This is a genomic window from Paraburkholderia sp. BL23I1N1 (genome assembly GCF_003610295.1).
Classification (GTDB): Bacteria; Pseudomonadota; Gammaproteobacteria; order Burkholderiales; family Burkholderiaceae; genus Paraburkholderia.
The window spans coordinates 5882629-5907883 of sequence record NZ_RAPV01000001.1 but is presented as its reverse complement, the minus strand read 5'-3'; the positions used below and the strand labels follow the sequence as shown (position 1 = coordinate 5907883).

Sequence of the window (25255 nt, the reverse complement as noted above, 5' to 3'; positions counted from 1 at the left end):
CGACATGACCTTCGTGGTCGCTTTCAATTTAATCGGATCCACAGGAATTCATCATGCGAATCTGCGTCATCGTCGCGGCGTGCAGCGTCACCGCCGCGCTTATTTCCATTCCATCCATCGCACAAACCGTAAGCGACACCGCGGCATCGCAACCGGCGGCAGCCACGACGAAAGCGGCGTTGCGTTCGCAGAACCTGCAACTGTCGAAGGCGGTTCGTCACGCGCTGTATTCGACCAAAGGTTTGGACGCCACCAGGATTTCCGTGTTCGCCAGGGGCGGCAAGGTTTCGCTAGTGGGGACGGTGGTTGATGAAGCGCAGATTCAGGTAGCGGGCGATGCCGCCAAACGCGTGCCGAAAGTGGTTGCGGTTGACAACCGCCTGATCGTTGCGGAAGACGGCGGTCAGTAAGGATGAGGGCCATCGGAAGCATCGGTGGCCAACTTCGGCTCAGGACGATTAAGAAAATTTTGCATCTGTATCAAATGGGTGGTCGTTATGCTTCTTCACATAGCTATGGCGAGTACAGAGGAAGAAATGACGATACGGATTCAACGCAAATGGGCAATGCATATTGGCGCATGGTGTGTAGTTGTCGCAAGCATCGTCTCGGGAGCGTGGTTCAACGCGGCGCTTGCTGCCGCACCGCAGGTCAAAACGCAGGGGCCGGGTTTTTATCGGATCATGCTGGGCGGCTTCGAAGTGACCGCTCTGCTTGACGGCACGCATCCGTTTCCGATCGATACCGTGATGGAGGGCGTGCCCAAAGCGGAAATCGCGCGCGACCTGGAGCATGATTTTCTGCAAGCGCCCGTTCAAGGTTCGATCAACGCCTTTTTGATCAATACGGGTTCCAAACTGATCCTCGTCGATACCGGCGCAGGTGTGCTCTATGGCGACTGTTGCGGCAAGCTGCTCGCGAACTTGCGCGCAGCGGGCTATCAACCCGGACAGGTTGACGAAGTGTTGCTGACGCATCTGCACAAGGACCATGTCGGCGGCATCGTTTCGAACGGCGCGATGACGTTTCCGAACGCTGTCGTGCGGACCAGCCAGGCAGAAGCCGACTACTGGCTGAATCCGGCCCACAAGTCACAGGCGCCTGCCTTCCTCAGCACGTTCTTCGACGCCGCGATCGCCTCCGTTGCGCCTTATGTCGCGGCCGGGCGGTTCAAACCCTTCAGTGGCGATGTGGAGCTCGATCCGGGTATCCGGGCCGTCGCAGTACCGGGTCATACGCCGGGTCATACCGCGTATCTCGTGGAGAGCGATTCGAAACATCTGCTGGTCTGGGGCGATATCGTCCATGTCGCGTCGATCCAGTTGCAGAACCCGGCGGCTTCAGTGGAATACGACACCGACATGGGCGAGGCACAGCGCTCGCGTCGCTACGCGCTCAAGCTGGCTGCGGACAGACGCTATCTGATCGGCGCCGCGCATATTGCCTTTCCGGGCTTGGGGCATATCAGAAGAAACGGCAATACCTATGACTGGGTGCCGATCAATTACGAAGCCGCGCCCGGTCAATGACATCGGCTAGGCCTTTTCCTTCATCACTCTGAGGAACGACAAATGGGCGCAGAATCGATTGCAGTGACGCACCACACGCTCCGGGCGAACGGCATCCGTCAGCATTTTCTGGATCCGATGACGGACGCTAGTCGCGCACTCGTGTGGAGTCACGTGATCAATACGCTTATGACCTCGGATAAAGAAGGTCAGGGTGAAGCGTACCTGGTACCGCCGGCGCGCGGCAAAGAACCCTATGCGCCGTCGCGGCACGTGCTGATAGAAGTGACCGAGCGCCTGTCTGAGGCCTCTGTCGCCGTGCTCTGGCGAGACGCTACGCGCGGCTGCTACGCCGACCAGGTCTGGATCTTCTGCCGCGCCCGGGTAAAAGGGCGTTGCGGGTTGAGCGGGGCGGTCATCCGCCGCGGTGATTTCGTCTATAAACCGAGGGTGCGTAGCGCGGCACCCGCCAACGCCGCCGCGATGATTCTGGCTTCTGTGGTTGCAGGAATGCCCTCTATGGCTGTGCATGGCGATTAGCGACAGGTCTTCATCAGGCTTGCCTACCCGCACGCACCCACTTCGCCACACGCCGTGCAAAAATCGCAGCCATCCTTGCGGATCACCGCGTTCGCGCCGCACGAGCCGCATTTGCGTCCAAGCATCGTATGCAAGCCTTGCGCACCGCCGGCTTGCATCAACGCTGCTTCGCCAGCCTCGCGAGCGTCACCAGCGTCACCAGGATTTGGACGGATACCGAAATCCGCCGACAACGCCGTCTCGGCCTTCATCTGCCCGCGCGGCAATCGCGCCAGCATGCGCGAGGGCACCTGGTTGCCTTCCGCGTCGAGAAAACCGCGCCGGTGCAGAATTTGCTGGATCGCAAAGGCCAGCGCCGCCACTTCGGAATCGTGCCAGCGTGGCGTGCGATAACCGTCGAGACGCTGCACTTCGCCGAGCCGCACTTGCCCGCGGTCCCACGACACCTTGCGCATATCCTGCAAGTTGCGCGCGACAAAACCGCCGCGTGCCGCGAGCGACAGCGAACGCATCGTCGCCGTGATCCATTGCTGCGATTCGTCGCGTTGACCGGTCGGAATAAAGAACTCGATAGGGCGCTCGATCGTGACGTCTTCGCCGCCGAGCCGTCCCGTCACTTCGATAAACGACGCCGCCACGTAAAGCGACTTCTTGCCGGCTTGCGTCAGGTACTCGACTTTTTCGATGATCGCCGGCAACTCGCCCTTGGGCCGATGATCGATTGCGATCCGCAAAGGGTCCTGACCGGTCTCGGCCAGCGTGTCCTCGGCTTGCGGCGGGCTCACGCTCAGCACCGCGCCCAGCGTTTCATTCGGGCGGTACGTGGCGAGACCCTTGAGACCGTTCTTCCACGCGTCGAAGTAGAGGCTTTCGAACGCTTCGAACGGATAGTCCGCCGGCACGTTCACGGTCTTCGAGATCGACGTGTCCACGTACGGCTGCACGGCGGCCATCATGTCGAGGTGGTCGCGCGCCGACATCTCGAGTGCGCTGACGAAGTAGTCCGGCAGCTTGCTCACATCGCCGCCGAGCTCGCGATAAAGACGATACGCGTAGTCTTCGACATCGAACGATTCGCGGCCGCCGTCGGCCATCACCTTCATGCGCGTGTAGGTCCACGAGAAGGCCGGCTCGATGCCGTTCGAGGCGTTGTCGGCGAACGCGAGGCTGACGGTGCCGGTCGGCGCGATCGACAGCAAATGACTGTTGCGGATGCCGTCCTCGCGGATCGCATCCTTGATGTCGTCGGGCAGGCGCGAGGCGAAGGTGCCGGCTTCCAGATAACGCGCGGCGTCGAACAATTCGAACGCGCCGCGCTCGCGCGCCAGTTCCACCGACGCCCGATAGGCTTCGTCGCGCATCAGCTGGGCAATGCGTACCGCGAAGTCGCGGCCTTCCTGCGAGTTGTAGCGCAGGCCGAGCATCACGAGCGTATCGCCGAGGCCGGTGAAGCCTACGCCGATGCGCCGCTTGGCGCGCGACTCGTCATATTGCTGCTGCAGCGGCCATAGCGTGACGTCGAGCACGTCGTCGAGAAAACGCACCTGGATGCGGGTGCGTTTGGCGAGACCGTCCCAGTCGAACGAAGGCTTGCGGCCTTTCATCTGCGCGAACGGATCGAGCACGAAACGCGTGAGGTTCAGCGGTCCGAGGTTGCAGCAGCCGTAGGCCGGCAGCGGTTGTTCGCCGCACGGATTGGTGGCGCGGATGGTTTCGACGGCGCGTAGATTGTTGTCCTCGTTCATGCGCGAGATGAACACGATGCCGGGCTCGGCGACGTCGTAAGTGGAGCGCATGATGCGATCCCAGATCTCGCGTGCGGGCCGTTCGCTGTAGACCCACAGGCCGTCTTCGCGCTGCCGCACGTCGCCTGCCGCGCGCAGCGCCGGTGACGGCTCGGCGCGGTGCACGAGCGGCCAGGGCTGATCTTCTTCGACCGTGCGCATGAATTCGTCGGTGACGCCCACCGACACGTTGAAATTGTTCCAGCGGCCTTTCGAATGTTTCGCTTCGATGAACTCGATCAGATCGGGGTGATTGCAATCGAGCACGGCCATTTGCGCGCCACGCCGCGAGCCCGCACTTTCGACGGTCCGGCATGAGGCGTCGAATACGTCCATATAACTGCACGGTCCGGACGCCGACGAACTGGTGGTGTGAACGCGGGCCCCCTTGGGCCGGATCGCGGAGAAGTTGTAGCCGACGCCACCGCCGCGTCGCATCGTTTCGGCGGCCTGCAGCAGCGCAACGTAAATGCCGGGCAGGCCTTGTTCGTCGACGCCTTGAATCGCGTCGCCGACCGGCTGCACGAAGCAATTGATCAGCGTGGCGGCGATGCCCGTGCCGGCCGCGCTCATGATGCGCCCGGCGCCCAGCGCGCCGTGCCGCAGGTTGTCGACAAAGAGGGCTTCCACCGACTCGCGCAAGGCTTCCGGTTCCGCCTGAGCGACGCCGCGGGCGACGCGTTTGAACACGTCGTCGGCCGATTGTTCGTCGCCTTTCGCGTATTTCTCGAGCAGGACGTCCAGAGAGAATTGTTGCGGTGCAACGATCTGGACGGGAGGAACCGCTGCGGCGCGGGTTTCGGAAGTGTCTTCTGCCATGGTGTCGCCTCTCGTTTGCCGCGAGACGGGCTGCGGCGCATTCGAATGGGTGCGGGGCATTCATTTAACGGTGCGCGTCTGGCAGGCGTGGTGACCTGGCGCAACGTGGAACACCTTAACGCACGTGGCGAAGGGCCGCAATCGGGCTTTTGGGGGCAGGGCTGTGGAGAGGCTCACGGCGGCAGGCGCCGTAACCGCGTGATAGCAACAACGTGCCGTCGAGGCAAAAAACGTCAGGCTTCAACCAGTTCGCCGAACACCTCGGCACAGATCATCGCGGAAGCATTCGAAGGTGCCGGCCGTTCAGCGGGCTTGAACACCGCATCGCCGCGGCGGATCTTGCGCCGCGTAACCGCGCACGTCCCCGACGTATGCGCCGAGCGCCGCCGCCACCGTTGCTCGCCATAATGACAGCGCCCCGGTTCGACCCAGCGGATCACCAGCGTGGTATCGGAGCGTTCGAGAATTTCGATGCGCACGCCATTGGTACCGTCAAGGGGGATGGACTCAAGGGTCATCATCGTCGGCTCCGTATTGTGGTGTGCCGAATTTAGTCCCGTGCGCGCCGGATAGCCATTCTGCCGCGGTTGAAACACTGTTCTTCAAATAGCAACAATGAAACTTGACATTTGTGCTCGCCCGGAACGGCGGGGCTTTGCGGGTCGTATGCGTTATGAATTTGCGATAACGTGGATTTTTGCAACGCAGTGTTGTACGCAGCGCGACGAGAATGCCGCCTGCAAAGGGCTGCGGCGCTTCCTTTAAGATGTGGTAATTGATGAGCGACCGTGCGATGCAAGTGTAGCGGGTTTGCATTTTTCTGGACGGCTCGCGCGCATTTCCACAAGACCTTAAGAGCCTTCATGACTTCACGCCCCCCAATTGTCCCGCCCGAATCCCCGGTGCCGCCTGCTTGCCTGAAAAAGCAGAAACCGGCATCGCTTGTCCTCTACATCGCACTCGTGTTGCTGGCGTTGTGGGTCGTGCGCGATTTCATTGCGGTCGTGGCCTGGGCCGGCGTCATTGCGATCGCCCTGTGGCCGCTGTTGAGAAAGATGGAGGGCATCCGCTGGTGCACGGGCCGCACGACGCTGATCGCCGCGGTGCTGACACTCGTCATTGCGTTGCTGGTGGTGCTGCCGGTCGGTATCGGCATTGCTCAGGCGCTGCGCGAAGCCCATGACATGAGCGAGTGGTTCAAGGCCGCGCAGGAAAACGGTATTCCGATGCCGGCCATCATCGAGCGCTTGCCGTTCGGCGTGCAACAGATTTCAGCCTGGTGGCAGACCAATCTCGCTCAGCCGCTGCGCGACTCGGCGGCCATGAAGGGACTGCACAGCACCACGGTGATGACGCTCGGCCGCCATTTCGGCGCGCGCGCGGCGCACGGCGTGATGGTGTTCGCCTTCATGCTGATCACGCTATTCGTGATCTTTCAAGCGGGGCCGCGTCTGTCCGGCTCGCTGATGAAAGGCGCGCGGCGCGGTTTCGGCGATGACGGCGCACAGTTGCTCGAGCGCATGGCCGCGGCAGTGCGTGGCACCGTGTCCGGGCTGGTGGTGGTGGGGCTCGGCGAGGGCGTGTTGATGGGCGTCGCCTATTTCGTGACCGGTTTGCCGCATGTCGCGCTGCTCGCGTCCATCACGGCGATCGCCGCGATGCTGCCGTTCTGCGCGCCGCTCACGTTCGGCCTCGCGGCCTTGTGGCTGTTCTCGCAAGGCTCGGTGGCCGGGGCGATCGGGCTTGCCGTGTTCGGTTCAGTCGTGGTGTTCATCGCCGAACACTTCGTGCGGCCGGTGCTGATCGGCAACTCGACGCGATTGCCTTTCCTGCTGGTGCTGTTCGGCATTCTCGGCGGGGCGGAGACGTTTGGTTTGCTCGGCCTCTTCATCGGGCCCGCGCTGATGACCGTGCTCGTGGTGCTGTGGGCTGACCTCGTGCAATAGTTGCATGCAATTTGCCGGCGCAATCAGGACTGCTGATTCGCCGGGGGGCGGGACTAGCGAGGTTACTTTTCCTGATCGCGCGCCGGCTGTTTGACGCAGCCCAACGTATATTTCAGCGCTGCCGGCAGCAGCGCGCTCCAGACATCCCAGGTGTGACCACCGTCGATGATGCGCAGCGCCGCGGGATTTTCCGCCAGCCGAAGATGCGTGTAAAGCGATGATGCATCGGCCTGGATCGCGAGGTCGTCGTCGCCGGCGGCGATGAAGATTGAGAGGCGATACGGCTGACCCATGTACCGCTCCCATTGCGCCGGATAGTTGAGCGCATGCCAGGCGTGCGGATCGAACTGCCGATCACCGAACACGCCGACGCGGCGTGCCGCCGAAGCGAGCGGCGGCTCGTTCGCATAGATCGCGGGACTGAGCAGGAGCGCGCTGCAAAAGAACGCGGGTTGCGTCATGGCGTAGCGCAGCGCGCCGAAACCGCCCATCGAAACGCCGCCGATCATCCGACCGTTGCGCTGCGTCGCGACCGCGTAGCGCGTTTCGATCTCGGGCAGCAGATCGTCGAAGAACGCCGTCTCCATCTTCTCCTTGCGATCGACGTACCAGTCCGTGCCGCCCTGCGGCATCACGATCGCGACCGGCGGCATCTCCTTGCGTTCGATCAGTGCGTCGGCGGTGGTCTGCAGGTGGCCCTGCGTGAGCCAGTCGTTGGCGTCGCCGTTGTTGCCGTGCAGGAGGTAAAGCACCGGAATGCGCGCGGCGTCGTGGCGGTAGCCGGTGGGCAGATAGATCGTGTAGGCCCAATCCCGGCCGAGCGCTTCGGAATGGAAACTTCGGCTGATGACGGTGCTGGCGTTCGCCAGCGCGCCGACAGCGGCGCACAGCGCGAAGAGTGCGGAATGTAGGAATAGACGCATGTCAGAGTAAGAGGCCGCCGCGCAGGTCGGGCGCGGTCGTCATGCTATCAGTATCGGCAGTGGAAATCGTTAAGTGGCAAGCGGCACGCTGCCCGCTCAAGGCGATGTCCTGAGACGCAAGCTCCAGACGTACGCGGTGAAGCGTTTGAGCGGCTCGGATGCCTTGGCGACGGCGAACAATGCGCCCACCGCACATGCATCCGCCACCAGCCCGAGGGGATAGTTCAGATAGCCGTCAGTCGCGGCATACAGCACCGAATCGACGACCAGCGAAATCACGGCGCCCGCGATAAAGCACAGCAACCCTTTGCGGCCGATCATGCCGACCCACGGCATCCATTGAGCGAGCTTTCTTGCCCAGCCGAGCTCGATCAGGTTCGCGACGAGCCAGGCAATTGCCAGAAAATTGACTGCGCGCAGGTAGGAGAGGTTTTGCTTGAAGCTGCCGTCGAGCGGCTCGCGTTCGATAAACAGCTTGTAGTAGGCCGCGGCGGCGACCACGGCGAGCGCCAGCGCGCTGACCAGCCAGCCGAGACGGTGCGCGCTGATCCGCTGATAAACCGGCTGGCAACGTGCCAGCACGCCGAGCACGAACAGCAATTGCCAGGCGAACGGGTTGAAATCCCAGTGCATGTCCGGCGCGGCGGGCAGGTAGGCGTCGATAGCCGGTGCGCCCGCCCACAGCGCGACGCTGCCGGCCAGCAGCAGCCACGGCTTGCTGCGCGCGAGCGGCAGGATCATCGGTACCAGCAGCGCGAAGAACGCGTACATCGGCAGCACGGAAGCGAGATACGGCTGACGGCGGAACAGGAGGATGTCGCGCAGGGCGGACACAGGGGCGTCCATCAGATCGTCGAGATCGGTGGTGGCCAGATTCGGACCGTCGATACTGAACGCGCTCAGCACTGCGCTGACCAGCAGCATCAAGCCGGCTGTGATGAGGAACGCGCGATAGATCTCGAGCGAGCGCCGCAGGAAGCGGCTGCGCGCGGTCGCCTCGTTACGCCGTTCGGCGAGCGCCGCATAGGCCGTGGCGGTGGCGAAGCCGCCGAGGAACACGAAGACCTCGGCCGCGTCGCACAGCGCATACGCATGAAGCGTGACGCGCGACAGAATGCTGCCGCCGATGTGATCGACGACGATGATCAGGAGAACCAGCCCGCGAAAAAAATCGAGCTCAATCAAGCGGGATTGCGATTTTTGCATTGTGTGGCGCCAAAAGCAGCCCTGTGCGACGGCGCGCTAGTCCAGCGCGGCAGGCGTCTCACAAAGCTTTATAAAATTGGATGGGTGTTGCGGCGGGGCGACCTGTGTCGCCGCTTGAACCGGCCATGCGAGGCTCGGTTGCAGAGGCCAGTAAAAATGACCCGTTTGACGGCGCCGAGTTCCGCTGCAGCGCCGCAAAAGCTTTCGATTATATTTCTTTCGATAACAAAGCTGCTACGAGATGGGTAGAGCGGGGCGGCCCATGCGGCCGCCGGCTTAAGTCTGGCTGGCGCGCCGCCGTTTACCTGAATAAGCGCCGCGAAAGAAGGGGCTGCTGCACGCAGTGGAGATTTCGCAACGTTTTGAGATATGCGCGCGACACCCGATGGACGGCGACGTAACGGCGTGTGAGGATTTCCTGAAAGCGCGTCGGGGTCTGTCGGGGTCGAGTCAGGTTCGATAAGCGCCCCGAGAAGCGTCAAAAAGAAAGCGGTCGGATCGAGGTCCCATCACTCGAGCTCTGGGAGATCATCATGAACAAGCAAGTGTTCGCGCTGGCTGTCTCCACTGCTTTGTCCGCCGCTTCGTTAGCTATTTTCTCCCCCTCTGCTTTTGCCCAGACGAGTGTGACGCTGTACGGCGTACTCGATGAAGGCATCAACTACACCAACAATGTCGGCCACGGCCATGTCTATGAACTCGCGAGCGGCTATGCGCAAGGCAGCCGCTGGGGCTTGAAAGGCGCCGAGGAACTGGGCGGTGGCCTGAAGGCGATCTTCCAGCTGGAAAATGGCTTCGACGTCAGTTCCGGGCGGCTCAACCAGGGCGGCCGGATGTTCGGCCGCCAAGCCTTCGTCGGCTTGAGTTCGGAGCCATACGGCACATTGACGTTCGGCCGCCAGTACGACTCGGTGGTCGACTTTCTGGCGCAGACGACGGCCAACGGCAACTGGGCCGGCTATCTGTTCTCGCATCCGTACGATAACGACAACACCGACAACTCATTTCGCCTCGACAACAGCGTCAAGTACACTAGCCCGACGATCTCGGGCTTCCAGTTCGGCGGCGTCTACAGCTTCAGCAATGACACCGGCTTCGCCAATAACCGCGCGTACAGTTTCGGCGGCCAGTACGTCTATGGCGGACTGCTGGTGGCCGCGGCGTATCTGCAGGCCGACAACCCCGGCAACGGCTCGAACGGCGCGATCACGGCGAACGACGCCAGCTTTATCGCCGCCCGCATGCGCGTGTTCGGCGGCGGCATCACATATACCTTCGGCCCGGCCACGGCCGGTTTCGTGTACACCAACTCGAACTATCTGAACCCCACCGGCAACGGCTATCTCGGCGTGACGCCGCTCGTGCCGCCGGGCGTGTTGTTGAACTCGCTGAAGTATCAGAACTTCGAGGTGAACGGCAAGTATCAGATTTCGCCGATGCTGTTCGTGGGCGCGCAGTATGTGTACACGATGGAAACCTACGACGCCTCGAGCGGCGGCGTGAAGCCGAAGATTCATTCGTTCGGCCTGATGGCGGACTACAACCTGTCCAAACGGACCGACGTCTACATTCAGGGCGAATATCAGCAGGTGACCGGCGACGCAACTTATTCGATTCTTGACGAGGCCTTTACGCCCGGCACCCAGTCGCCGTCATCGACGTCGAAGCAGGTCGTGGTGCGCGCGGCGATACGGCATAAGTTCTAGGGAAGGCGGCAGGACGAGACAGCGGGGGTATTTCTGGCCGAGCACGGCAGATTTGGCAGATTCAGTTCATCACATAGTTCTGAATCAGAATGCCGATGACCACGCCGGCGGGAATGCCGAAAGTTCTGCCGCGAATCGGCGCGCTCAGATCTTCGTCGAGTACGAAGCTGCAGCGGCGTTCACGCCAGACGGTTTTATAGGCCAATGGCTTGGCATCGACAATAACGATGGAGATGAGCGCGGTCAGGATGACCTGCTCCAAAGCATGCAGCTTCGCTATAAATGGCGAAAAATCGCCGGCATTGCAGAGCAACACCATCACGACTGCAGCGACCAGGGCGCCGAAAAAAACTCCACCCATGAATCTGTTCGCTGAATTAAGAGAATCCACTTGAACCTCAAATCATTCGCCGGCTTTGCCGAGCCGGCGAAGTAAAAAAATAAACTGACGGAAATGGTTTTTCTGTTTAAAGACCGGTCTTGCTTTGGCAGTAAGGCCGGCTTTAAAGGACCCGTAAGGATATTTTTTTGACGTTCTTCAGCCTATCGTCCTTTTCCTAATGTCGTGCGGGATCAGTCTGAAATGGCCGGCGCGCGGCCAGGACGCTGACAGAACAACCGTAGCGGCGGCAGGGCGCTCGCTACGTTGTGTGTCAGCGTTTATGCCCGTCGCGGCGATCCTGAAGAGTGACCGTCAAGCTGCCGCCTTCGCGCCGAACAGATTCAACTTTGCGTACTGCAGCAACATGATGGTCTTTCCGTCGACGATCTCGCCGCGCTCGACCATCGCCAGCGCTTCGTCCACCGGCAGTTCCAGCACTTCGATATCTTCACCTTCGTCGGCAATCCCGCCGCCCGCGCCGACCTTTGCCACCGCGTCGTATTCGGCGACGAAAAAATGCAGCTTTTCCGTCACCGACCCCGGGCTCATGAAGGCTTCGAATACCTTGCGCACGTCATGCACGCGGTAGCCGGTTTCCTCTTCGACTTCGGCGCGGATGCGTTCCTCGGGCGAAGCCGCCTCCAGAAGGCCTGCCGGCGCCTCGATCAGCATACCGTGATGTCCGTTGACGAATGCCGGCAGGCGGAACTGCCGCGTCAGCACCACCGTGCGGCGGCGCGCGTCGTATAGCAGCAGCGTCGCGCCGTTGCCGCGATCGTAGGTTTCGCGACTCTGGCGCTGCCAGCTGCCGTCCGCGCGCTGGTAGTCGAAGGTGGTTTTCTTCAACACGTACCAGTCGTCCGATAGCACTTTCACGTCGACAATCCGCACCCGCCCGGCAATTTCGTTCATGACTCGCCTCCTGTCCTCGCATCTGGTCGTGTTGGGAAATGCGGTCTGCACCGCATGCAATTCATGGTATCGTGCAGTATCGTGCAAAAACAAGAAATTTCGTGCAAATTGTCCAACCTGCTGACGGGACTGCCGCCGTGCTCACATCGCAAAGAAAACAGTTGATCCTTGAAGCACTCAAGCGGGACGGTCAGGTGATCGCGAAAACCTTGAGCGCGGCGTTCGACGTCTCCGAGGACACCATCCGGCGCGATTTGCGCGAGCTTGCCGCCGAGGGGCACCTTCAGCGCGTGCATGGCGGGGCGTTGCCGGCGTCGCCGGCGGCGGTGGATTTTGCCGGGCGCGAGCAGATCGAATCGGCGTCGAAGGCGGCAATCGGCCGGGCGGCGGCGGGCCTGATCGGGCGCGGCCAGATTGCGTTCGTCGACGGCGGCACGACGGCCGTGCAACTGGCGCGTCATCTGCCGCGAGACTTGCGGGCAACGATCGTCACGCATAGTCCGAGCATCGCCGTCGAACTCGCGGAGCACACGGAACTCGAGGTCATCATGATCGGCGGACGGCTGTTCCGGCATTCGATGGTCAACGTGGGCGCGGCGGCCATCGAATCACTCAGTCACATTCGCGCCGACCTCTATTTCATGGGCGCGACCGGCGTGCATCCGCAAGCGGGTCTAAGCACCGGCGATATGGAGGAGGCCTACGTTAAACGCGCGCTCGCGGAACATGCGGCGGAAACGGTGGTGCTAGCGTCGGCGGAAAAAACTCAACGCGGCGTCGGCGTACAAGATCGCGGAGGTGTCGGCGGCCAGCACGATCGTCGTCGAGCGGCACACGCCAGAGGCGCTTACCGCGCCGTTCGAGGCATTGGGCATCACGATTCTGCGTGCCTAGGTAAGCGGCAAAATAAGTGGCACAAGAAGCGTCATAAACCCGCTTTTATAATGATTCATACCCGATCCGTTATTTGCGAGATAAAAGACAAAAATTGACGCACCATGTGTCTAAACAGCGCGATAATTCCCGCCCTTGCCCTCTGTAGGGCAGGAAATAAGGCAACTCACGGTAGTTCAAGGTAAATCAGATCGACTGCGGCAGCCGAGGTGATGGCCGCTGCACGTCGTCGGTACGCACGGGCGCACGCAAGCGCCTGCGGTTCGAACACCTCCCTCGTGGATTACAGCCGTTTAGCGCAGGTTCGCCGCGTGTAAGCTGGAATGCGCCCGCGCTGCGACGGCCTGTGTTCCGCGTTGGTCCTGCTATCGGGTTGCCGCTGTGTTCACTAAAGGAGAAGTCCATGGGGAAACTCGACCTTTCGCGTCGTAGTTTTCTGAAGGCCAGCGTGTTGGCGGGTGTATCGGTGTATATCGCGCCGATGGGCAGCCGCGCATTCGCTGCGTTGTTCGAAGAAAAAATTCTGACGCCGGTTCAGTGGAACGCCGCCAACGGGCAGGCGAAATTCCGTATCGACGGGATCGCCAAAGTGACCGGCTCCAAAGTGTTCGCGCGCGACATCCGCGCCGCCGACATGCCGCATTGGCCGCAGCAACAGTCGCACGCCTTCATCCTGCGCACGACGCAAGCCGACCGCAGCTATGAAGGCTTCGACCTGACGCTGCTCGGCGACGAACTGAAGCCTGACCGCGTGGTCACGGCGGCCGATCTGTCGCGTGACGGCCTGATCTTCCCGGCCTTCTACGGCGACGATATGTTGTTGCCGCCGGGCAAGACGCCCGCGTATCTCGGCCAGGCGGTTGCGATCCTGATCTATCACGACTTCGCGCGCTTCCGTTTCGCGAAAGACAAACTGAAGTTCCAGGATCAGATCATCCGTTACGGTGCGCAAACGGGGCCGCTCGAACGCGATCCGTGGGGCACGTTCCGCTTTGTGCGCGTCGGCGGCAAGACGCCGCATGACGACGACATCTTCTCCAGCCTGAAAGACGCGCCGGTGTTCCCGAGCATGATGCGCAAGCACCAGCCGGTGTGGCCCGACGGCGTCGAACACGGCAAGCTCGACGAGCAGGGCATGTTCCATGCCGGCCAGATCCGGCAGGAACTGGATCATCCGTCGGCGGACTGGCTCGTGCTGGAACGCGAGTACAACACGCAGTCGATCGACACGGCCGCGCTCGAACCCGACAACGCGAACTGCTGGTACGACGCGGCAACGCAATCGCTGCACATGGTCGTGCCGACCCAGGCGCCGTCGGAAGTCGCCGACAGTGCCGCCGGCATGGTCGCGAAGTGCGCGTTCCCGGTGAAGAACCTGTTCATTCACCCGTGCTATACGGTGGGCTACGGTTCGAAGGATCACTTCAACGTGCCGTTCTACGGCCTCGTCTGCGCGATGTATGCGGAGGGTCGCCCGGTGCGTCTCGCCAACGATCGCTATGAGCAGTTCCAGACGTCGTTGAAACGCCATGCGTTCAAGATGAACTACCGGATCGCCGTCGATAAGAACACCGGTCTGATGCAATCGTTCAAGGCCGAGATGGAAGCGGACGGCGGCGGTCGTTGCAACTTCTCGCCGTCGGTGGCGATGGTCGGCGCGACGGCTGCGCAATCGATCTATTACTTCCCGAAGAACGATCTCTCGGCGGTGGCCGTCGCTTCGCGCGCGATCGACGCCGGTTCGGCGCGCGGCTACGGCACGCTGCAAAGCATGGCCGCGACCGAGATGATGGTCGACGAAATCGCCGCGCAGCTGAATGTCGATCCGATCGACTTCCGCCTGAAAAACGCGCTGCGTTCGGGCATGAAAAACACGCAGGGCGCGGTGCCCGCCGGCGCGATTCGCGTCGACGATGTGTTACAGAAGGCGAAGGTTCATCCGCTGTGGGTGAATCGGGCGAAGCGTAAAGCCGAGTTCGAAGCCGCGCATCCGGGCAAGCGCTACGGCGTCGGTTTTGCGTGTGTGCAGAAGGACTTCGGCACGGGCGCGGAAACCTCGTTCGCGAAGGTCGAGTTCGGCGCGGACGGCAAGATCAGTCTGCAACATACGGCTGCCGAAATCGGCACCGGCATGTCGACCTCGCAGGCGATCGCGGTCGCGAAGTGGCTCGGCATGCCGGCTACCGACGTGCACGTGGCAATCACCGATTGGCCGGATCTGCCGGTCGTCACGAGCGGCGATCCGTACATGATGTCGCAAGCGGACCAGGACAAGCTGGCCGCGAATCCGCGCTGGTCGCCGGGTTATGCGTCGCCGTCGAGCGCGACGAATTCGGCGTTCTACTTCACGCACAGCACCCGCGAGGCGGCGCGCGTCGTCTTCGCCCATGGCTTGTGGCCGGCGGCAATGGCGATCTGGAGCCAGGGTGGCGGTGGTGGTCAAGCCGCGCCGCTGGTGGTGCGAATCGAGGACGCGCGTTGGGTCGAGGGCAAGCTGTCCGCGGCGGGGCTCGAAGCGCTGCCGTTCGAACAGCTTGCGAAGAAGGCACACGAGTTGGGCCTGGTTACGGGCGCGACTGTGCACGTGTTCAATCGCTGGCAATGGACTGAAGCGGACTTCGAGATTGACGGCAGCGTCGAGCGTTTGCCGCTCGACGGGCTTGCGGTTCGTTACGGCGACAACGCTTCCGCCGATAAAAGGAAACTGCAAACCACGCCGAACCATTACGGCGTGCTCGATCGTCAGCGTGTGTTTATTCCGCCGGTTCAGCGCAATAACGCGGCCGTTACGTACTACAGCGCGGTTGGCACGCTGGTCGAGTTGTCGGTGCATGAAGCGAGCGGCAAGGTGGACCTGCTCGCGCATCACTCGATCATGGAATGCGGCAATCAGCTCTCGCCGCAACTCGTGTCGGGTCAGTTGCAAGGCGGGCTCGCAATGGGCATCGGCCACGCGCTGCACGAGTATTTGCCGCTCTATGAGGACGGCCCGGGCAACGGCACGTGGAACTTCAATCGCTACCACTTGCCGCGCGCAACCGATGTCGCCGTCTGGACCCAGACCGGCGAGGTGCTGCCGCCGCTGACCGAGACCGACCCGCCGAAGGGCATCGCCGAAGTGGTGATGATTCCGGTGGTCGGTGCCATCGTGAACGGTATCGCGCACGCGATCGGCCATCGCTTTACCGACCTGCCGGTTACCCCGCAACGTATTCAGAAGGTGCTCGCATGACGGCCCCCACTCAAACTCCAGCTAATGCGGCGAGCTCCGCCGTTGCCTCAGGCAAAGTCTTTGGCGCCTCTGGTGCTGTCGCGGCATCCGCTACTACGGGTGCCTCGGGCGCATCCGCCGCTAATCCGGCTTCCGCTGCCTTGGGTGCGACGGTGTCCGCCGGCGTTGCCACCAGCACGCCGGCCGCGGTCGTGGTCGAGCGTCCGTTGACGCATTTCCGCACACTGCCCGTGTCGGTCAAGGTGAACGGCGAGATCGTCGGCCCGACCGACGTGCCCGCCGGTCTGATGATGATCGATTTTCTGCACGAGTATCTGCATCTGACCGGTTCGCGGCTCGGCTGCGGCCAGGGCATCTGCCACGCGTGCGTCGTGATCGTCGACAAGCCGGACGGTACCAGCGAAGAAGTGCGCACCTGTATCACGGGCGCGAATTTCTTCCAAGGCAAAACCATCCGCACGATCGAAGGCCACGCGAAGCGTAACGAAGCAGGCGAAGTCGTCGAACTGTCGCCGATCCAGCAGAAGTTTCTCGAACACTTCAGTTTTCAGTGCGGGTACTGCACGCCCGGATTCGTCAATGCGGCGACCGTGCTGATCGAATGCCTGAAGCGTCAGCCGATCGGCAAAGACCAGGTCGAGCAAACCATCACCGAAGCGCTGAACGACCATATCTGCCGTTGCACGGGCTACGTGCGGTACTACGAGGCCGTGAAGGAAGTCGTGATGACCACGCCTGGTCTCGTGAAGGAAGCCGCATGATGCGCCCCTCGATGAATGTGCGTCGCGCGCTGCTGTTGCTCGGTACGGCTGCGTTGCTCAGTGCTTGCGGTAAACACGACGACTCCGCTGTCGCGATGCAGGCCGCTGCCGCATTGGGCCCGCAATCCACCGCCGCCGATCCGCTCGCGCGCGGCCGTTACCTCGTGAAAGCCGCCGACTGCGCCGCCTGTCACACCACGGCCGACGGCGCGCCGTTCGCCGGTGGCGTGAAGCTGGCTTCGCCGTTCGGCACCTTCTACGGCACCAACATCACGCCGGACAAGGACCACGGCATCGGCAACTGGAGCGCGGACGATTTCTACAGGGCGCTGCACGACGGCGTCACGCCGACCAAGCAGCTGTATCCGGCCATGCCGTACACGTCGTATCGTCAGTTGTCGCGCGCGGATAGCGACGCCATCTACAAGTATCTGATGGCGCAGAAACCGGCCGCCGTGGCGAACCACGAACCCGAGCTGTCGTTCCCGTTCAACATGCGTTTTGGTGTGCGCTTCTGGAACTGGGTGTTCCTGAAGGACGCGTTGCCGGATGCATCGAAAGGCCAGACCGCCGACTGGAATCGCGGACGCTATCTGGCGAACGCGCTTGGCCATTGCGCCGAATGCCATACGCCGCGCGGCAAGTTCGGCCAGCTCGACGATGCGAAGCCCCTAACGGGCGCGGCACTCGGCAGGATCGCCGCACCGGACATCACGCCGCATGGTTTGGCGGCGCGTGGCTGGACGGCTGCGGACCTGCAGACGTTCTTCGCGACGGGCATCGCGCCGCAAGGCTCGGCCTTCGGCGAGATGTATCCGGTCGTGCATCTGAGCAGTCAGTACATGACGCATGACGATCTGCGCGCGATGTCGACCTATCTGTTCGGCGACCAGCCACCGGCGCCGCAACCGTTGCAATCGGTCTCCGCCGATGCTGCGCAACTCGAGGCCGGGCGCAATGTATATCTCGCGGTGTGTGCCGGCTGTCACGGCCTTGGCGGCGAGGGCAAACCGCACGTCGCGGTGCCGATGCACGGCAACTCGACAGTGCGTCAAGGCGATGCGCATAACCTGATTGTGGCGATGCTCGACGGCATTGGCGCACAGGATTTCCCGGGCCTCGAACGGATGCAGGAGATGCCGGGCTTCGCCGTGCAACTGAGCGACACGGAACTCGCGCAACTCGCGAATTACCTGCGTGCATCGTATGGTGGCCAACCTGCCGATGTGACAGCCGATGCGGTGAAAGCGTTGCGTTAAAAGCGTCTCATGCGTTGGGCGCTGGAAGTAGAGCGTTTATCGTGAAGTAAAGAAGAAGCCGGTGCCGATAAGGGCACCGGTTTTTTTTATGCGCTGGCCGTTAAGCCCGTAGTAGGCCGCCTGGCCAATCAATTCGCCTGTGCGGGTCGTGGGTCATCGAGTCGCCTGTGAATGGCGCGTAATGAACACACGTGCAATGAACTCACACGCAATGACCTGCTCAAACGGTATCGCGCCGTGGCCACCCGGCGGCGCGCTACGTTTCGCCGTAGACCAATCTGATGTCCTTCATGGAGACTTCATGAGCAATCTCGCAACGCAGATTCTTCCGCATCATAGTGACCCTCATTCGTTGGGCGCGCCGCTGGCTTGCGTACAAGGCACGATCAGCAAGGTGTTCCTCAGCCCGGAGTTCCACCACACCGCCGATCACCAGCAGTTCGTCATCAAGATCGACAAGGTCGTGAAGTTCGAAGGTGGCACGCAGAACCTCGTCGGTACCGAAGTATTCGTTGCCGTGCGTTTCGGCGATAGCGAAGGGCTCGCGCACGAAATACCCGGACTGCAGGCCGGGCAACCGATCGAGGCGCAAGGTGAATACATTTCCGAAGCCAGCGCCTATCCAACCGCCGACAACAGCAACCCCGTTCTGCCGGTACTGCATTTCACGCATCATCCGGTCGGGTATGTGAAGTATCAAGGGCAGACCTACAGCTAGCCGAACCCGGTCATGGCGAGGCGGATCGGCATGCGCCCATCCCCTCGTCAATGCATTTTTCTCTCTCCACTCGCCGTTGCACCGATTGGAAATTCAAGTTTTGGCGACGCTTTGCCGTTAAAGCAAACGTTATCGCCGGTCGTCCGCCGACGCAGCCGTTTGCGGGGCCTTTGGTTCTTTGGATCCTTTGGTTCTTTGATCCTTTGCGACCGTGCGCGTGACGGCTCCAGGCCGACACCAAGCATGGGGCGCGGACTGACCCGGTGCGCCGGATTATGCAGCCGGGGCTGCGGTGACCCGATTTGCAAGAAGCTGCGGCTGCTCGACGGCATGCGGCGCTGGACTGGTTGCAGACACAACCTTGTCTGCAACACAGTGCGTAAGCTTTGTATCAGATTGTGTGGGGCGGGGCGTTTTTTGCAAAACGCACTTTACAATTCCGCGTGAATTTTAATCGGCAATCTGGCCCTTTTCGCGGAAGTTAGCCTGTTATCGGATATCGGCATCGAACGCCCGGCATTCGGCACGGCGGAAGGGTTGGTTTGGACGGCAGGGCATGGGTGAGCGCCGCACGAGGCGGCCTCGCTGTGTCGCGAACGGTAGCAGCGCTTCATAAGAATGCGCGCATCACACGCGACAGGGTAGCACTTGGCTCGCCAATAAAAAGCAGGAGTCGAACATGTTGGGAAAGCGTTTCGACAGAACAATGATGGCCAGTCTGGCTGGCGTGTGGGTCGCGATAGCGGTCAGCGGTTGTGCGAATGTGGGGCAGCAGGGCGCGGCGTCGGACGCATCGGCTGCGTCCGGCGTGCCGGCAGCGGCTGCGGCGCCGGCTTCCGATACGCTCGCAGTCCGGTCGGTCCAACTGGCCGCTGACGACGGCACGCCGCTTAAAAAGGCGCCGCCTTTGGTGTATCGCGTCAAGCGCGGCGACACGTTGGCGCGCATCGCGCAGCACCATCATTGCAGTGTCAAGCAGTTGCAGGCGTGGAATGGTCTCAAGGCTTCCTCGCGGTTGAAGCACGGACAGGTGCTGCACGTCGCCTCGCCGGAAACGGTGCGGGAAGTTAACCTGGCAAATGCGGCGGCAAACGCGGCAACCAATGCGGCAGCGGCTGCTGCGAAAGCTGCTGCAGCGGCCACGCCGGCTGTTCCGCTCGCCGCGCAGCAGGCGTCGACGGCAACTACCGCGCAGGCAACGGGGCAAGCAACGGCGCAGTCCGCCCCGCAAACACCCGCGCCTAGCGCTGCCGAGGTGCGTGAAGTCGCGCAGCAGACTTCGCGGCATGCGAATGGCGTCTCGCTGGCATGGCCCGCGGGTGGCCGCGTCGTCGAGGCTTTCCAGCCGGGCGAAACGCGCGGCATCGAAATCGGCGGCAAAGCGGGCGATCCGGTGCGGGCCGCGGCCGACGGCAAGGTGATGTACGCCGGCACAGGTCTGAATAGCTACGGCAGTCTGATCATCGTCCAGCACAACAAGGACTTTTTGACTGCCTATTCGCATAACCGCAAGCTGCTGGTGAAAATCGGCGATATCGTGCGGCAAGGGCAGCAGATTGCCGAGATGGGCGACGAAAATAACTCGCGCGTCTCCGTAGGCTTCGAGTTGCGCCGCGACGGCAAGCCAATCGATCCGATGCCGTATTTGCCGCAAGGCCGCGGCTAGACCTCAGCGGGCGCTTATTCGCCAACCCTGGCGCCACGTCTAAACAAGCAGCGATCCCGGCCAAATCATTTGCCGGGATCGCTGCTTTGTCACATCCAGGCGTCCGGATCCGCTACCCGACAGATCGACTAACGGTCCTGCGCCTTCAATCGAGCCAGCGCAGCGCCGCCGCGACGATCGCTTCGGGTGCATCTTCCTGCATCAGATGACCGGCCCGGGGCACGGGCTGAAAGCGTGCCTCGGGTATGACCGCCGCGAGTTGCCGGCCGCGTTCGAGCGGAATCCACTGGTCGTCTTCGCCCCACAGGATTTGCGTCGGGCACCGCATCTGCGAATAACGTGCTTCGACCTCGTCGGTGTAGCGCTGATCCATTTGGGCGATCTGGCGGTAGAACGCGGCTTGTCCCGTTGCGCCGAGTCAAGGCGTCACATAAGGCGCGAGTTCCTCGTCCGGAATGTCGCGAGCGATGGCGCCGCGCACGTAGGCTTTCACCACTGCTTCGTGGATATACGGTGGCAGCCCGCCGAAAGCCGTGCCGTGTTCGCGCACGTGCCGCACGAACGGCGAACCCCATGGCGCGACGGCGACCGGATCGATCAGCGTGAGGCTGCGATAGTCGCAGCCGTCGATCAGATGCGCGCGCAAGGAGGTCGCGCCGCCGAAATCGTGCGCGATGACGTCTGGACTTTTCAGTCGCCAATGCGCGAGCAATTCCGCCAGCAGCACGTTCTGCACGCCAAGCGAGACGTTCTGAGCGTCGCGTTGCTCGGATTGACCGTAGCCCAGCAGATCGTAGTAGTAGACCGTGCGAATCTGCGCGAGATGCGGGGCGATGCGATGCCACACATACGAAGAAAACGGTGTGCCATGAACCAGCACCAGCGGCGGACCGTTTCCGGTTACGCCAAAGCGCACGGTTTGATCGCGAAACGTATAGCTTTCGGGAAGTGGCCAGTTTTGCATAGCGGTGAGCATGACGAAAAAGTCTGCTTACCTTAGCAGGGTGCGTCTAAGCGTGCTGACGGGCTTGTCGTAGCACGCCCTTAAAGCCCCCCGCAAAAGCTCACCTTTGTTTTATTCAGCAAAGCCAGGCAAATTCAGAAGATGCCGGCACTTGGCGTTGCCGTATCGATCGATGAACGGCGCAGACACAGCGCACTATTACAAAACACGCATAAATCACCTTGAAATAAGGTGTCGTTGTGTTGGCTGGATTCGGAAAGCCTGGTAATCGTCGAGGACACGTCGAATTTGCATTCGACGAAATAACGCGTGATCGACCGAAATGCGTGCGAGGCAAGGGTGAGGAAATTCGGGAGCCGAACGCATAACCCGAACCGGACGCCGTGCTGCCGCATTCAACCACGGCGACGACGTCCGTCCAACGCAACGAAGCCTCTGCGCAGAAGTCACGCGCCACCGGCTACTTCGCTTCAGTGCCGCGCAGCAATTGCGAAACCTGGCCGTGGTGATGCAGGATCGCCGGGTCGGCTTGCAGCAGCGGCAAGTAGCGCGGCAGAAACGCGTTATCGGGCTGCTCGGGAGAAAAGAGACAGGTGACGGCTTCGGCCGCGGCGAGGCGATCGGCGGCGTCGGCTTCCTTGTCGTCGAGAGTCTCGTCGACGTTCGCGATCACCGTGGAGAGCGGCGTGAGCCAGCGGAACGCCGAGCCGTTGATGAGCACCTGCAGGAAGGCCGCCGGTGTCACAGGACCGAATTCCTTTTCGTAAGACGCGCGCTCGTGATCGAGGATCGACTTATGCAGCGCCAATAGCGGTCTGCGAATCTCCGAGAGGAATTGAGTGCATTGCTGGTCGTTCATCGTGCCGCTCCTTCGGATAGTCATGCCGGACCAAGCCGGGCGATTGGATCAAACCGGATCCATGCTAACAAAATCACTCGATGATGCATCGATAAGAATATTGCGCGACCACGAAGCGCGTCGGATCAAGCCAATGCGGCAATGGTAACGCATTGATTTCCATATCGTTTCACTTCCCGCATGGGGCTGCGGCGTGCCCTTTTCGTCGCGTGGATACGCTGCGGACATAGGCGCCGTGTCTGCGAAGTTCTCGATCCACGTCTACAATTCCCAGGTTCCTTCCGGCGCACTCGCGCTGCGCATCATCCACTGCACGCATTGAACTGTAGTCGCATGACGTATTAGCACGGCGTGTCGAATAAACACGGCAGGTCTTTGCATTTTGGTCCGACGTCTCTGCTCAAACAGCCCGATTAAATAGCCTGACAAACAATAAGCCCCACTCGGAGCCGCCCATGACAACGTTCAACATCAACGACCAGACTCATACGGTCGACGCCCCCCCGGACATGCCCCTGTTGTGGGTGTTGCGCGATCTCGTCGGCTTGACCGGCACCAAGTTCGGTTGCGGCATCGCGCAATGCGGCGCATGCACCGTGCATCTCGATGGCGTCGCGGTGCGCTCGTGCGTGCTGCCGGCGGCAGCGGTCGGCGACAAGAAAATCACCACCATTGAAGCAGTCGGCAGCACGCCGGCCGGACAGAAGGTGCAGCAGGCGTGGCGTCAGCTGGACGTCGTGCAATGCGGCTACTGTCAGTCGGGGCAGGTGATGTCGGCGGCCTCGCTGATCGCGAGCAACCCTAATCCGACTGACGCTGACATCGACGCCGCCATGGCCGGCAATATCTGCCGCTGTGGGACGTACAACCGCATCCGCGCGGCGATCAAGCAAGCCGCGAAGGGAGCGTGACATGTCCCGGGGATTGCTCGATGCACAAAACGGCGCGGCGTTGACGAAGGACGGCAAGGGCGACAAGGGTGGCATCACACGCCGCACGTTCCTGAAGTTCAGCGTCACGGTAGGCGCGGCAACCGGCGGCGGCTTGCTGCTCGGCTTCAGCATGCCGGCCGCCAGTCAGGACCAGAAAGCCGGCAAATCGGTGATCGGCGGCGATGCGGACGAGTCGCCGCAGAACGGCGTGTTCGCGCCGAACGCCTTCATCCAGATCGACACGGCTGGCAAAGTCACGCTGGTGATTCCGAAGGTCGAGATGGGGCAAGGCGTCTACACGTCGATCCCGATGCTGATCGCCGAAGAACTCGAAGTGCCGCTCGACTCGGTCACGCTCGACCACGCGCCGCCGAACGAAAAACTCTTCACGGACCCGCTGCTCGGCGGCCAGCTCACTGGCGGTTCGACGTCGATCCGCTATGCGTGGGAACCGATGCGCCGTGCCGGCGCTGCCGCGCGCACCATTCTGATCAGCGCCGCCGCGCAGCAATGGCAGGTCGATCCGGCAAGCTGCCATGCACAAGCCGGGCAGGTGATTCATGCGGCGAGCAATCGCAGCATCGGTTACGGACAGTTAGTGAACGCCGCGGCGAAGCTGCCCGCGCCGCAGAACGTCCCCTTGAAAGATCCGAAAGATTTCAAGCTGATCGGCACGGCGGTGAAGCGTCTCGATTCACCCGAGAAGGTCGACGGCACGGCCCAGTTCGGACTGGACGTGCGCGTACCCGACATGGTCTACGCGGCCATCGCGAACTGCCCGGTGTTCGGCGGCACACTCGCGAGCGTCGACGATACCCATGCGAAGAAAATTCCGGGCGTGCGCCAGGTGGTCAAAGTCGATAACGCGGTCGCCGTGATCGGCGATCACACGTGGGCCGCCAAACGCGGTTTGCAGGCGCTGGATATCAAATGGAACGAAGGCGCGGGCGCGCAGATCGGGATGAAGCAGATCGTCGGCGATCTCGCCAATGCAGCGCAGCGCAATGGCGCGGTGGCGCGTAAAGACGGCGACGTGAACAACGCGTTTTCAAACGCGAAGACCCGCATCGACGCCGTGTATCAGCAACCGTTCCTCGCGCACGCCACGATGGAACCGATCAATTGCACGGTGCACGTGCGGCCCGACGGCTGCGATATCTGGCTCGGCTCGCAAGTGCCGACACGGGTGGTGGACGCGGCGGTTGCCGTCACCGGTTTGCCCGCGGACAAGATCGTCGTGCACAACCATCTGATCGGCGGCGGCTTTGGCCGGCGGCTCGAATTCGACATGGTCACGCAGGCGGTCAAGATCGGCAAACAGGTGTCGACGCCGGTGAAGGTGCTGTGGACACGCGAAGAAGACATCCAGCACGACATGTACCGGCCGTATTACTACGACAAGATCTCCGCCGGGCTCGACGCGAACGGCAAGCCGATTGCGTGGCAGCATCGGATTGTCGGCTCGTCGATCCTGGCGCGTTTCGCGCCGCCCGCGTTCAAGAACGGTATCGATCCGGATGCGGTGGAAGTCGCTTCCGACCTGCCGTACGACCTGCCCAACCAATTGATCGACTACGTGCGCCAGGAACCGCATGCCGTTCCCACCGCGTTCTGGCGCGGCGTGGGACCCACGCGCGGCACCTTCGTGGTCGAGAGTTTCATCGACGAACTCGCCGCGCAGGCGAAAGTCGATCCGGTCAAATACCGCCAGGATCTGCTGGGCAAAACGCCGCGCGCGCTGAACGTGTTGAATACCGCCACGCAGGCGGCGAACTGGGGCAGTGCGGTGCCGAAGGGCCAGGGGCGCGGCGTGTCGGTGATGCATGCGTTCGGCAGCTTCTTCTCGATCGTCGTCGACGTGGCGGTCGATCAGGGCGAGGTGGCCGTCAAGCGCGTGGTGTGTGCGGTCGATTGCGGGATGGTTGTGAATCCGAACACGATCGAAGCGCAGGTGCAGGGCGGCATCATCTTCGGCATCACGGCCGCGCTCTATAGCGAGATCACGATCAAGGACGGCCGCGTGGAGCAGAACAACTTCACCGACTACCGGATGCTGCGGATCGATCAAACGCCGCCGATCGAAGTGCATATCGTGAAGAGCAGCGAGGCGCCAGGCGGCATCGGCGAACCCGGCACGGCGGCGCTCGCGCCCGCTCTGACGAACGCGATTTACGCGGCCACCGGCAAGCGGCTGCGGCAATTGCCGGTCGGCAGTCAACTGCAAACCGCCTGACTAGAGACCAC

Annotated in this window: 19 protein-coding genes and 2 pseudogenes; 13 read left to right on the top strand and 8 right to left on the bottom strand. The window is 62.0% G+C overall.

What is annotated here, in order from left to right; genetic code table 11:
* Positions 1-53 precede the first annotated feature (53 nt).
* The 3 genes from B0G76_RS27640 to B0G76_RS27630 all read left to right on the top strand — a co-directional run bounded on the left by B0G76_RS27640 (position 54) and on the right by B0G76_RS27630 (position 2048).
* The gene (locus tag B0G76_RS27640) at positions 54-410 is read left to right on the top strand and encodes a BON domain-containing protein (RefSeq protein ID WP_120295302.1); all 357 of its coding nucleotides are present in this window, start codon (positions 54-56) and stop codon (positions 408-410) included.
* 126 nt (positions 411-536) lie between these two features.
* A complete protein-coding gene (locus B0G76_RS27635) occupies positions 537-1529 on the top strand; it encodes an MBL fold metallo-hydrolase (protein ID WP_120295301.1) in 993 nt (330 codons plus the stop codon).
* A gap of 42 nt (positions 1530-1571) precedes the next feature.
* The gene (locus B0G76_RS27630) at positions 1572-2048 is read left to right on the top strand and encodes a DUF3331 domain-containing protein (RefSeq protein WP_120295300.1); all 477 of its coding nucleotides are present in this window, start codon (positions 1572-1574) and stop codon (positions 2046-2048) included.
* A gap of 23 nt (positions 2049-2071) precedes the next feature.
* Here the strand turns inward: B0G76_RS27630 and B0G76_RS27625 are convergent, their stop codons facing one another.
* Together B0G76_RS27625 and B0G76_RS27620 are read right to left on the bottom strand one after the other, a co-directional pair.
* Positions 2072-4651 (bottom strand): adenosylcobalamin-dependent ribonucleoside-diphosphate reductase, encoded by a 2580-nt coding sequence (locus B0G76_RS27625; protein WP_120295299.1) that lies wholly within the window; start codon positions 4649-4651, stop codon positions 2072-2074.
* Between the two features lie 233 nt (positions 4652-4884).
* Complete coding sequence (locus B0G76_RS27620; protein ID WP_120296866.1) at positions 4885-5169, bottom strand: DUF3331 domain-containing protein; 285 nt, start codon at positions 5167-5169, stop codon at positions 4885-4887.
* Positions 5170-5514: 345 nt separating this feature from the next.
* On the opposite strand from B0G76_RS27620, the gene B0G76_RS27615 reads away from it, so the two are divergent.
* Entirely contained in the window at positions 5515-6597 is a 1083-nt protein-coding gene (locus tag B0G76_RS27615; protein WP_120295298.1) for an AI-2E family transporter, read from the top strand.
* A 62-nt stretch (positions 6598-6659) separates the two neighbouring features.
* On the opposite strand, the gene B0G76_RS27610 is transcribed toward B0G76_RS27615, so the two are convergent.
* Both B0G76_RS27610 and B0G76_RS27605 read right to left on the bottom strand, forming a co-directional pair.
* The gene (locus B0G76_RS27610) at positions 6660-7520 is read right to left on the bottom strand and encodes an alpha/beta hydrolase family protein (RefSeq protein WP_120295297.1); all 861 of its coding nucleotides are present in this window, start codon (positions 7518-7520) and stop codon (positions 6660-6662) included.
* A gap of 96 nt (positions 7521-7616) precedes the next feature.
* Positions 7617-8726: an OpgC domain-containing protein gene (locus B0G76_RS27605; protein ID WP_120295296.1), complete on the bottom strand. Its 1110-nt coding sequence runs from the start codon at positions 8724-8726 to the stop codon at positions 7617-7619.
* 533 nt (positions 8727-9259) lie between these two features.
* Here B0G76_RS27605 and B0G76_RS27600 point away from each other — a divergent pair.
* Positions 9260-10432, top strand: coding sequence for a porin (locus B0G76_RS27600; RefSeq protein ID WP_120295295.1), 1173 nt, complete (start codon positions 9260-9262; stop codon positions 10430-10432).
* A 61-nt stretch (positions 10433-10493) separates the two neighbouring features.
* On the opposite strand, the gene B0G76_RS27595 is transcribed toward B0G76_RS27600, so the two are convergent.
* Positions 10494-10823 (bottom strand): hypothetical protein, encoded by a 330-nt coding sequence (locus B0G76_RS27595; RefSeq protein ID WP_120295294.1) that lies wholly within the window; start codon positions 10821-10823, stop codon positions 10494-10496.
* Between the two features lie 303 nt (positions 10824-11126).
* The gene (locus B0G76_RS27590; RefSeq protein ID WP_120295293.1) at positions 11127-11726 is read right to left on the bottom strand and encodes an NUDIX domain-containing protein; all 600 of its coding nucleotides are present in this window, start codon (positions 11724-11726) and stop codon (positions 11127-11129) included.
* A gap of 137 nt (positions 11727-11863) precedes the next feature.
* Here B0G76_RS27590 and B0G76_RS27585 point away from each other — a divergent pair.
* The 6 genes and pseudogenes from B0G76_RS27585 to B0G76_RS27560 all read left to right on the top strand — a co-directional run bounded on the left by B0G76_RS27585 (position 11864) and on the right by B0G76_RS27560 (position 20256).
* Positions 11864-12620, top strand: a pseudogene (locus tag B0G76_RS27585) (DeoR/GlpR family DNA-binding transcription regulator).
* A gap of 403 nt (positions 12621-13023) precedes the next feature.
* Positions 13024-15852, top strand: a complete 2829-nt coding sequence (locus B0G76_RS27580; RefSeq protein WP_120295292.1) for a xanthine dehydrogenase family protein molybdopterin-binding subunit — start codon at positions 13024-13026, stop codon at positions 15850-15852.
* Positions 15849-16613: a (2Fe-2S)-binding protein gene (locus B0G76_RS27575; RefSeq protein WP_120295291.1), complete on the top strand. Its 765-nt coding sequence runs from the start codon at positions 15849-15851 to the stop codon at positions 16611-16613. The genes B0G76_RS27580 and B0G76_RS27575 overlap by 4 nt, the downstream gene beginning before the upstream one ends.
* Positions 16610-17872: a cytochrome c gene (locus tag B0G76_RS27570; protein ID WP_120295290.1), complete on the top strand. Its 1263-nt coding sequence runs from the start codon at positions 16610-16612 to the stop codon at positions 17870-17872. The genes B0G76_RS27575 and B0G76_RS27570 overlap by 4 nt, the downstream gene beginning before the upstream one ends.
* Before the next feature lie 301 nt (positions 17873-18173).
* Positions 18174-18590: a hypothetical protein gene (locus B0G76_RS27565; protein ID WP_120295289.1), complete on the top strand. Its 417-nt coding sequence runs from the start codon at positions 18174-18176 to the stop codon at positions 18588-18590.
* A gap of 679 nt (positions 18591-19269) precedes the next feature.
* On the top strand, positions 19270-20256 hold the full coding sequence (locus B0G76_RS27560; RefSeq protein WP_183082156.1) for a peptidoglycan DD-metalloendopeptidase family protein: 987 nt from the start codon (positions 19270-19272) through the stop codon (positions 20254-20256).
* 145 nt (positions 20257-20401) lie between these two features.
* Here the strand turns inward: B0G76_RS27560 and B0G76_RS27555 are convergent.
* Positions 20402-21220 (bottom strand): annotated as a pseudogene (locus B0G76_RS27555) (alpha/beta fold hydrolase).
* Between the two features lie 460 nt (positions 21221-21680).
* Positions 21681-22079: a hypothetical protein gene (locus B0G76_RS27545; RefSeq protein ID WP_120295287.1), complete on the bottom strand. Its 399-nt coding sequence runs from the start codon at positions 22077-22079 to the stop codon at positions 21681-21683.
* Positions 22080-22534: 455 nt separating this feature from the next.
* Between B0G76_RS27545 and B0G76_RS27540 the strand changes: the two genes are divergently transcribed.
* Positions 22535-22990, top strand: coding sequence for a (2Fe-2S)-binding protein (locus tag B0G76_RS27540; RefSeq protein WP_120295286.1), 456 nt, complete (start codon positions 22535-22537; stop codon positions 22988-22990).
* Position 22991: 1 nt separating this feature from the next.
* On the top strand, positions 22992-25244 hold the full coding sequence (locus B0G76_RS27535; protein WP_120295285.1) for a xanthine dehydrogenase family protein molybdopterin-binding subunit: 2253 nt from the start codon (positions 22992-22994) through the stop codon (positions 25242-25244).
* The last annotated feature ends 11 nt before the right edge of the window (positions 25245-25255 follow it).

Excerpts from the sequence above, each read along its gene's own strand:
- B0G76_RS27640 (WP_120295302.1), top strand. The coding sequence starts at position 54 with ATGCGAATCTGCGTCATCGTCGCGGCGTGCAGCGTCACCGCCGCGCTT.
- B0G76_RS27635 (WP_120295301.1), top strand. The coding sequence starts at position 537 with ATGACGATACGGATTCAACGCAAATGGGCAATGCATATTGGCGCATGG.
- B0G76_RS27630 (WP_120295300.1), top strand. The coding sequence starts at position 1,572 with ATGGGCGCAGAATCGATTGCAGTGACGCACCACACGCTCCGGGCGAAC.
- B0G76_RS27625 (WP_120295299.1), bottom strand. The coding sequence starts at position 4,651 with ATGGCAGAAGACACTTCCGAAACCCGCGCCGCAGCGGTTCCTCCCGTC.
- B0G76_RS27620 (WP_120296866.1), bottom strand. The coding sequence starts at position 5,169 with ATGACCCTTGAGTCCATCCCCCTTGACGGTACCAATGGCGTGCGCATC.
- B0G76_RS27615 (WP_120295298.1), top strand. The coding sequence starts at position 5,515 with ATGACTTCACGCCCCCCAATTGTCCCGCCCGAATCCCCGGTGCCGCCT.
- B0G76_RS27610 (WP_120295297.1), bottom strand. The coding sequence starts at position 7,520 with ATGCGTCTATTCCTACATTCCGCACTCTTCGCGCTGTGCGCCGCTGTC.
- B0G76_RS27605 (WP_120295296.1), bottom strand. The coding sequence starts at position 8,726 with ATGCAAAAATCGCAATCCCGCTTGATTGAGCTCGATTTTTTTCGCGGG.
- B0G76_RS27600 (WP_120295295.1), top strand. The coding sequence starts at position 9,260 with ATGAACAAGCAAGTGTTCGCGCTGGCTGTCTCCACTGCTTTGTCCGCC.
- B0G76_RS27590 (WP_120295293.1), bottom strand. The coding sequence starts at position 11,726 with ATGAACGAAATTGCCGGGCGGGTGCGGATTGTCGACGTGAAAGTGCTA.
- B0G76_RS27580 (WP_120295292.1), top strand. The coding sequence starts at position 13,024 with ATGGGGAAACTCGACCTTTCGCGTCGTAGTTTTCTGAAGGCCAGCGTG.
- B0G76_RS27575 (WP_120295291.1), top strand. The coding sequence starts at position 15,849 with ATGACGGCCCCCACTCAAACTCCAGCTAATGCGGCGAGCTCCGCCGTT.
- B0G76_RS27570 (WP_120295290.1), top strand. The coding sequence starts at position 16,610 with ATGATGCGCCCCTCGATGAATGTGCGTCGCGCGCTGCTGTTGCTCGGT.
- B0G76_RS27565 (WP_120295289.1), top strand. The coding sequence starts at position 18,174 with ATGAGCAATCTCGCAACGCAGATTCTTCCGCATCATAGTGACCCTCAT.
- B0G76_RS27560 (WP_183082156.1), top strand. The coding sequence starts at position 19,270 with ATGTTGGGAAAGCGTTTCGACAGAACAATGATGGCCAGTCTGGCTGGC.
- B0G76_RS27545 (WP_120295287.1), bottom strand. The coding sequence starts at position 22,079 with ATGAACGACCAGCAATGCACTCAATTCCTCTCGGAGATTCGCAGACCG.
- B0G76_RS27540 (WP_120295286.1), top strand. The coding sequence starts at position 22,535 with ATGACAACGTTCAACATCAACGACCAGACTCATACGGTCGACGCCCCC.
- B0G76_RS27535 (WP_120295285.1), top strand. The coding sequence starts at position 22,992 with ATGTCCCGGGGATTGCTCGATGCACAAAACGGCGCGGCGTTGACGAAG.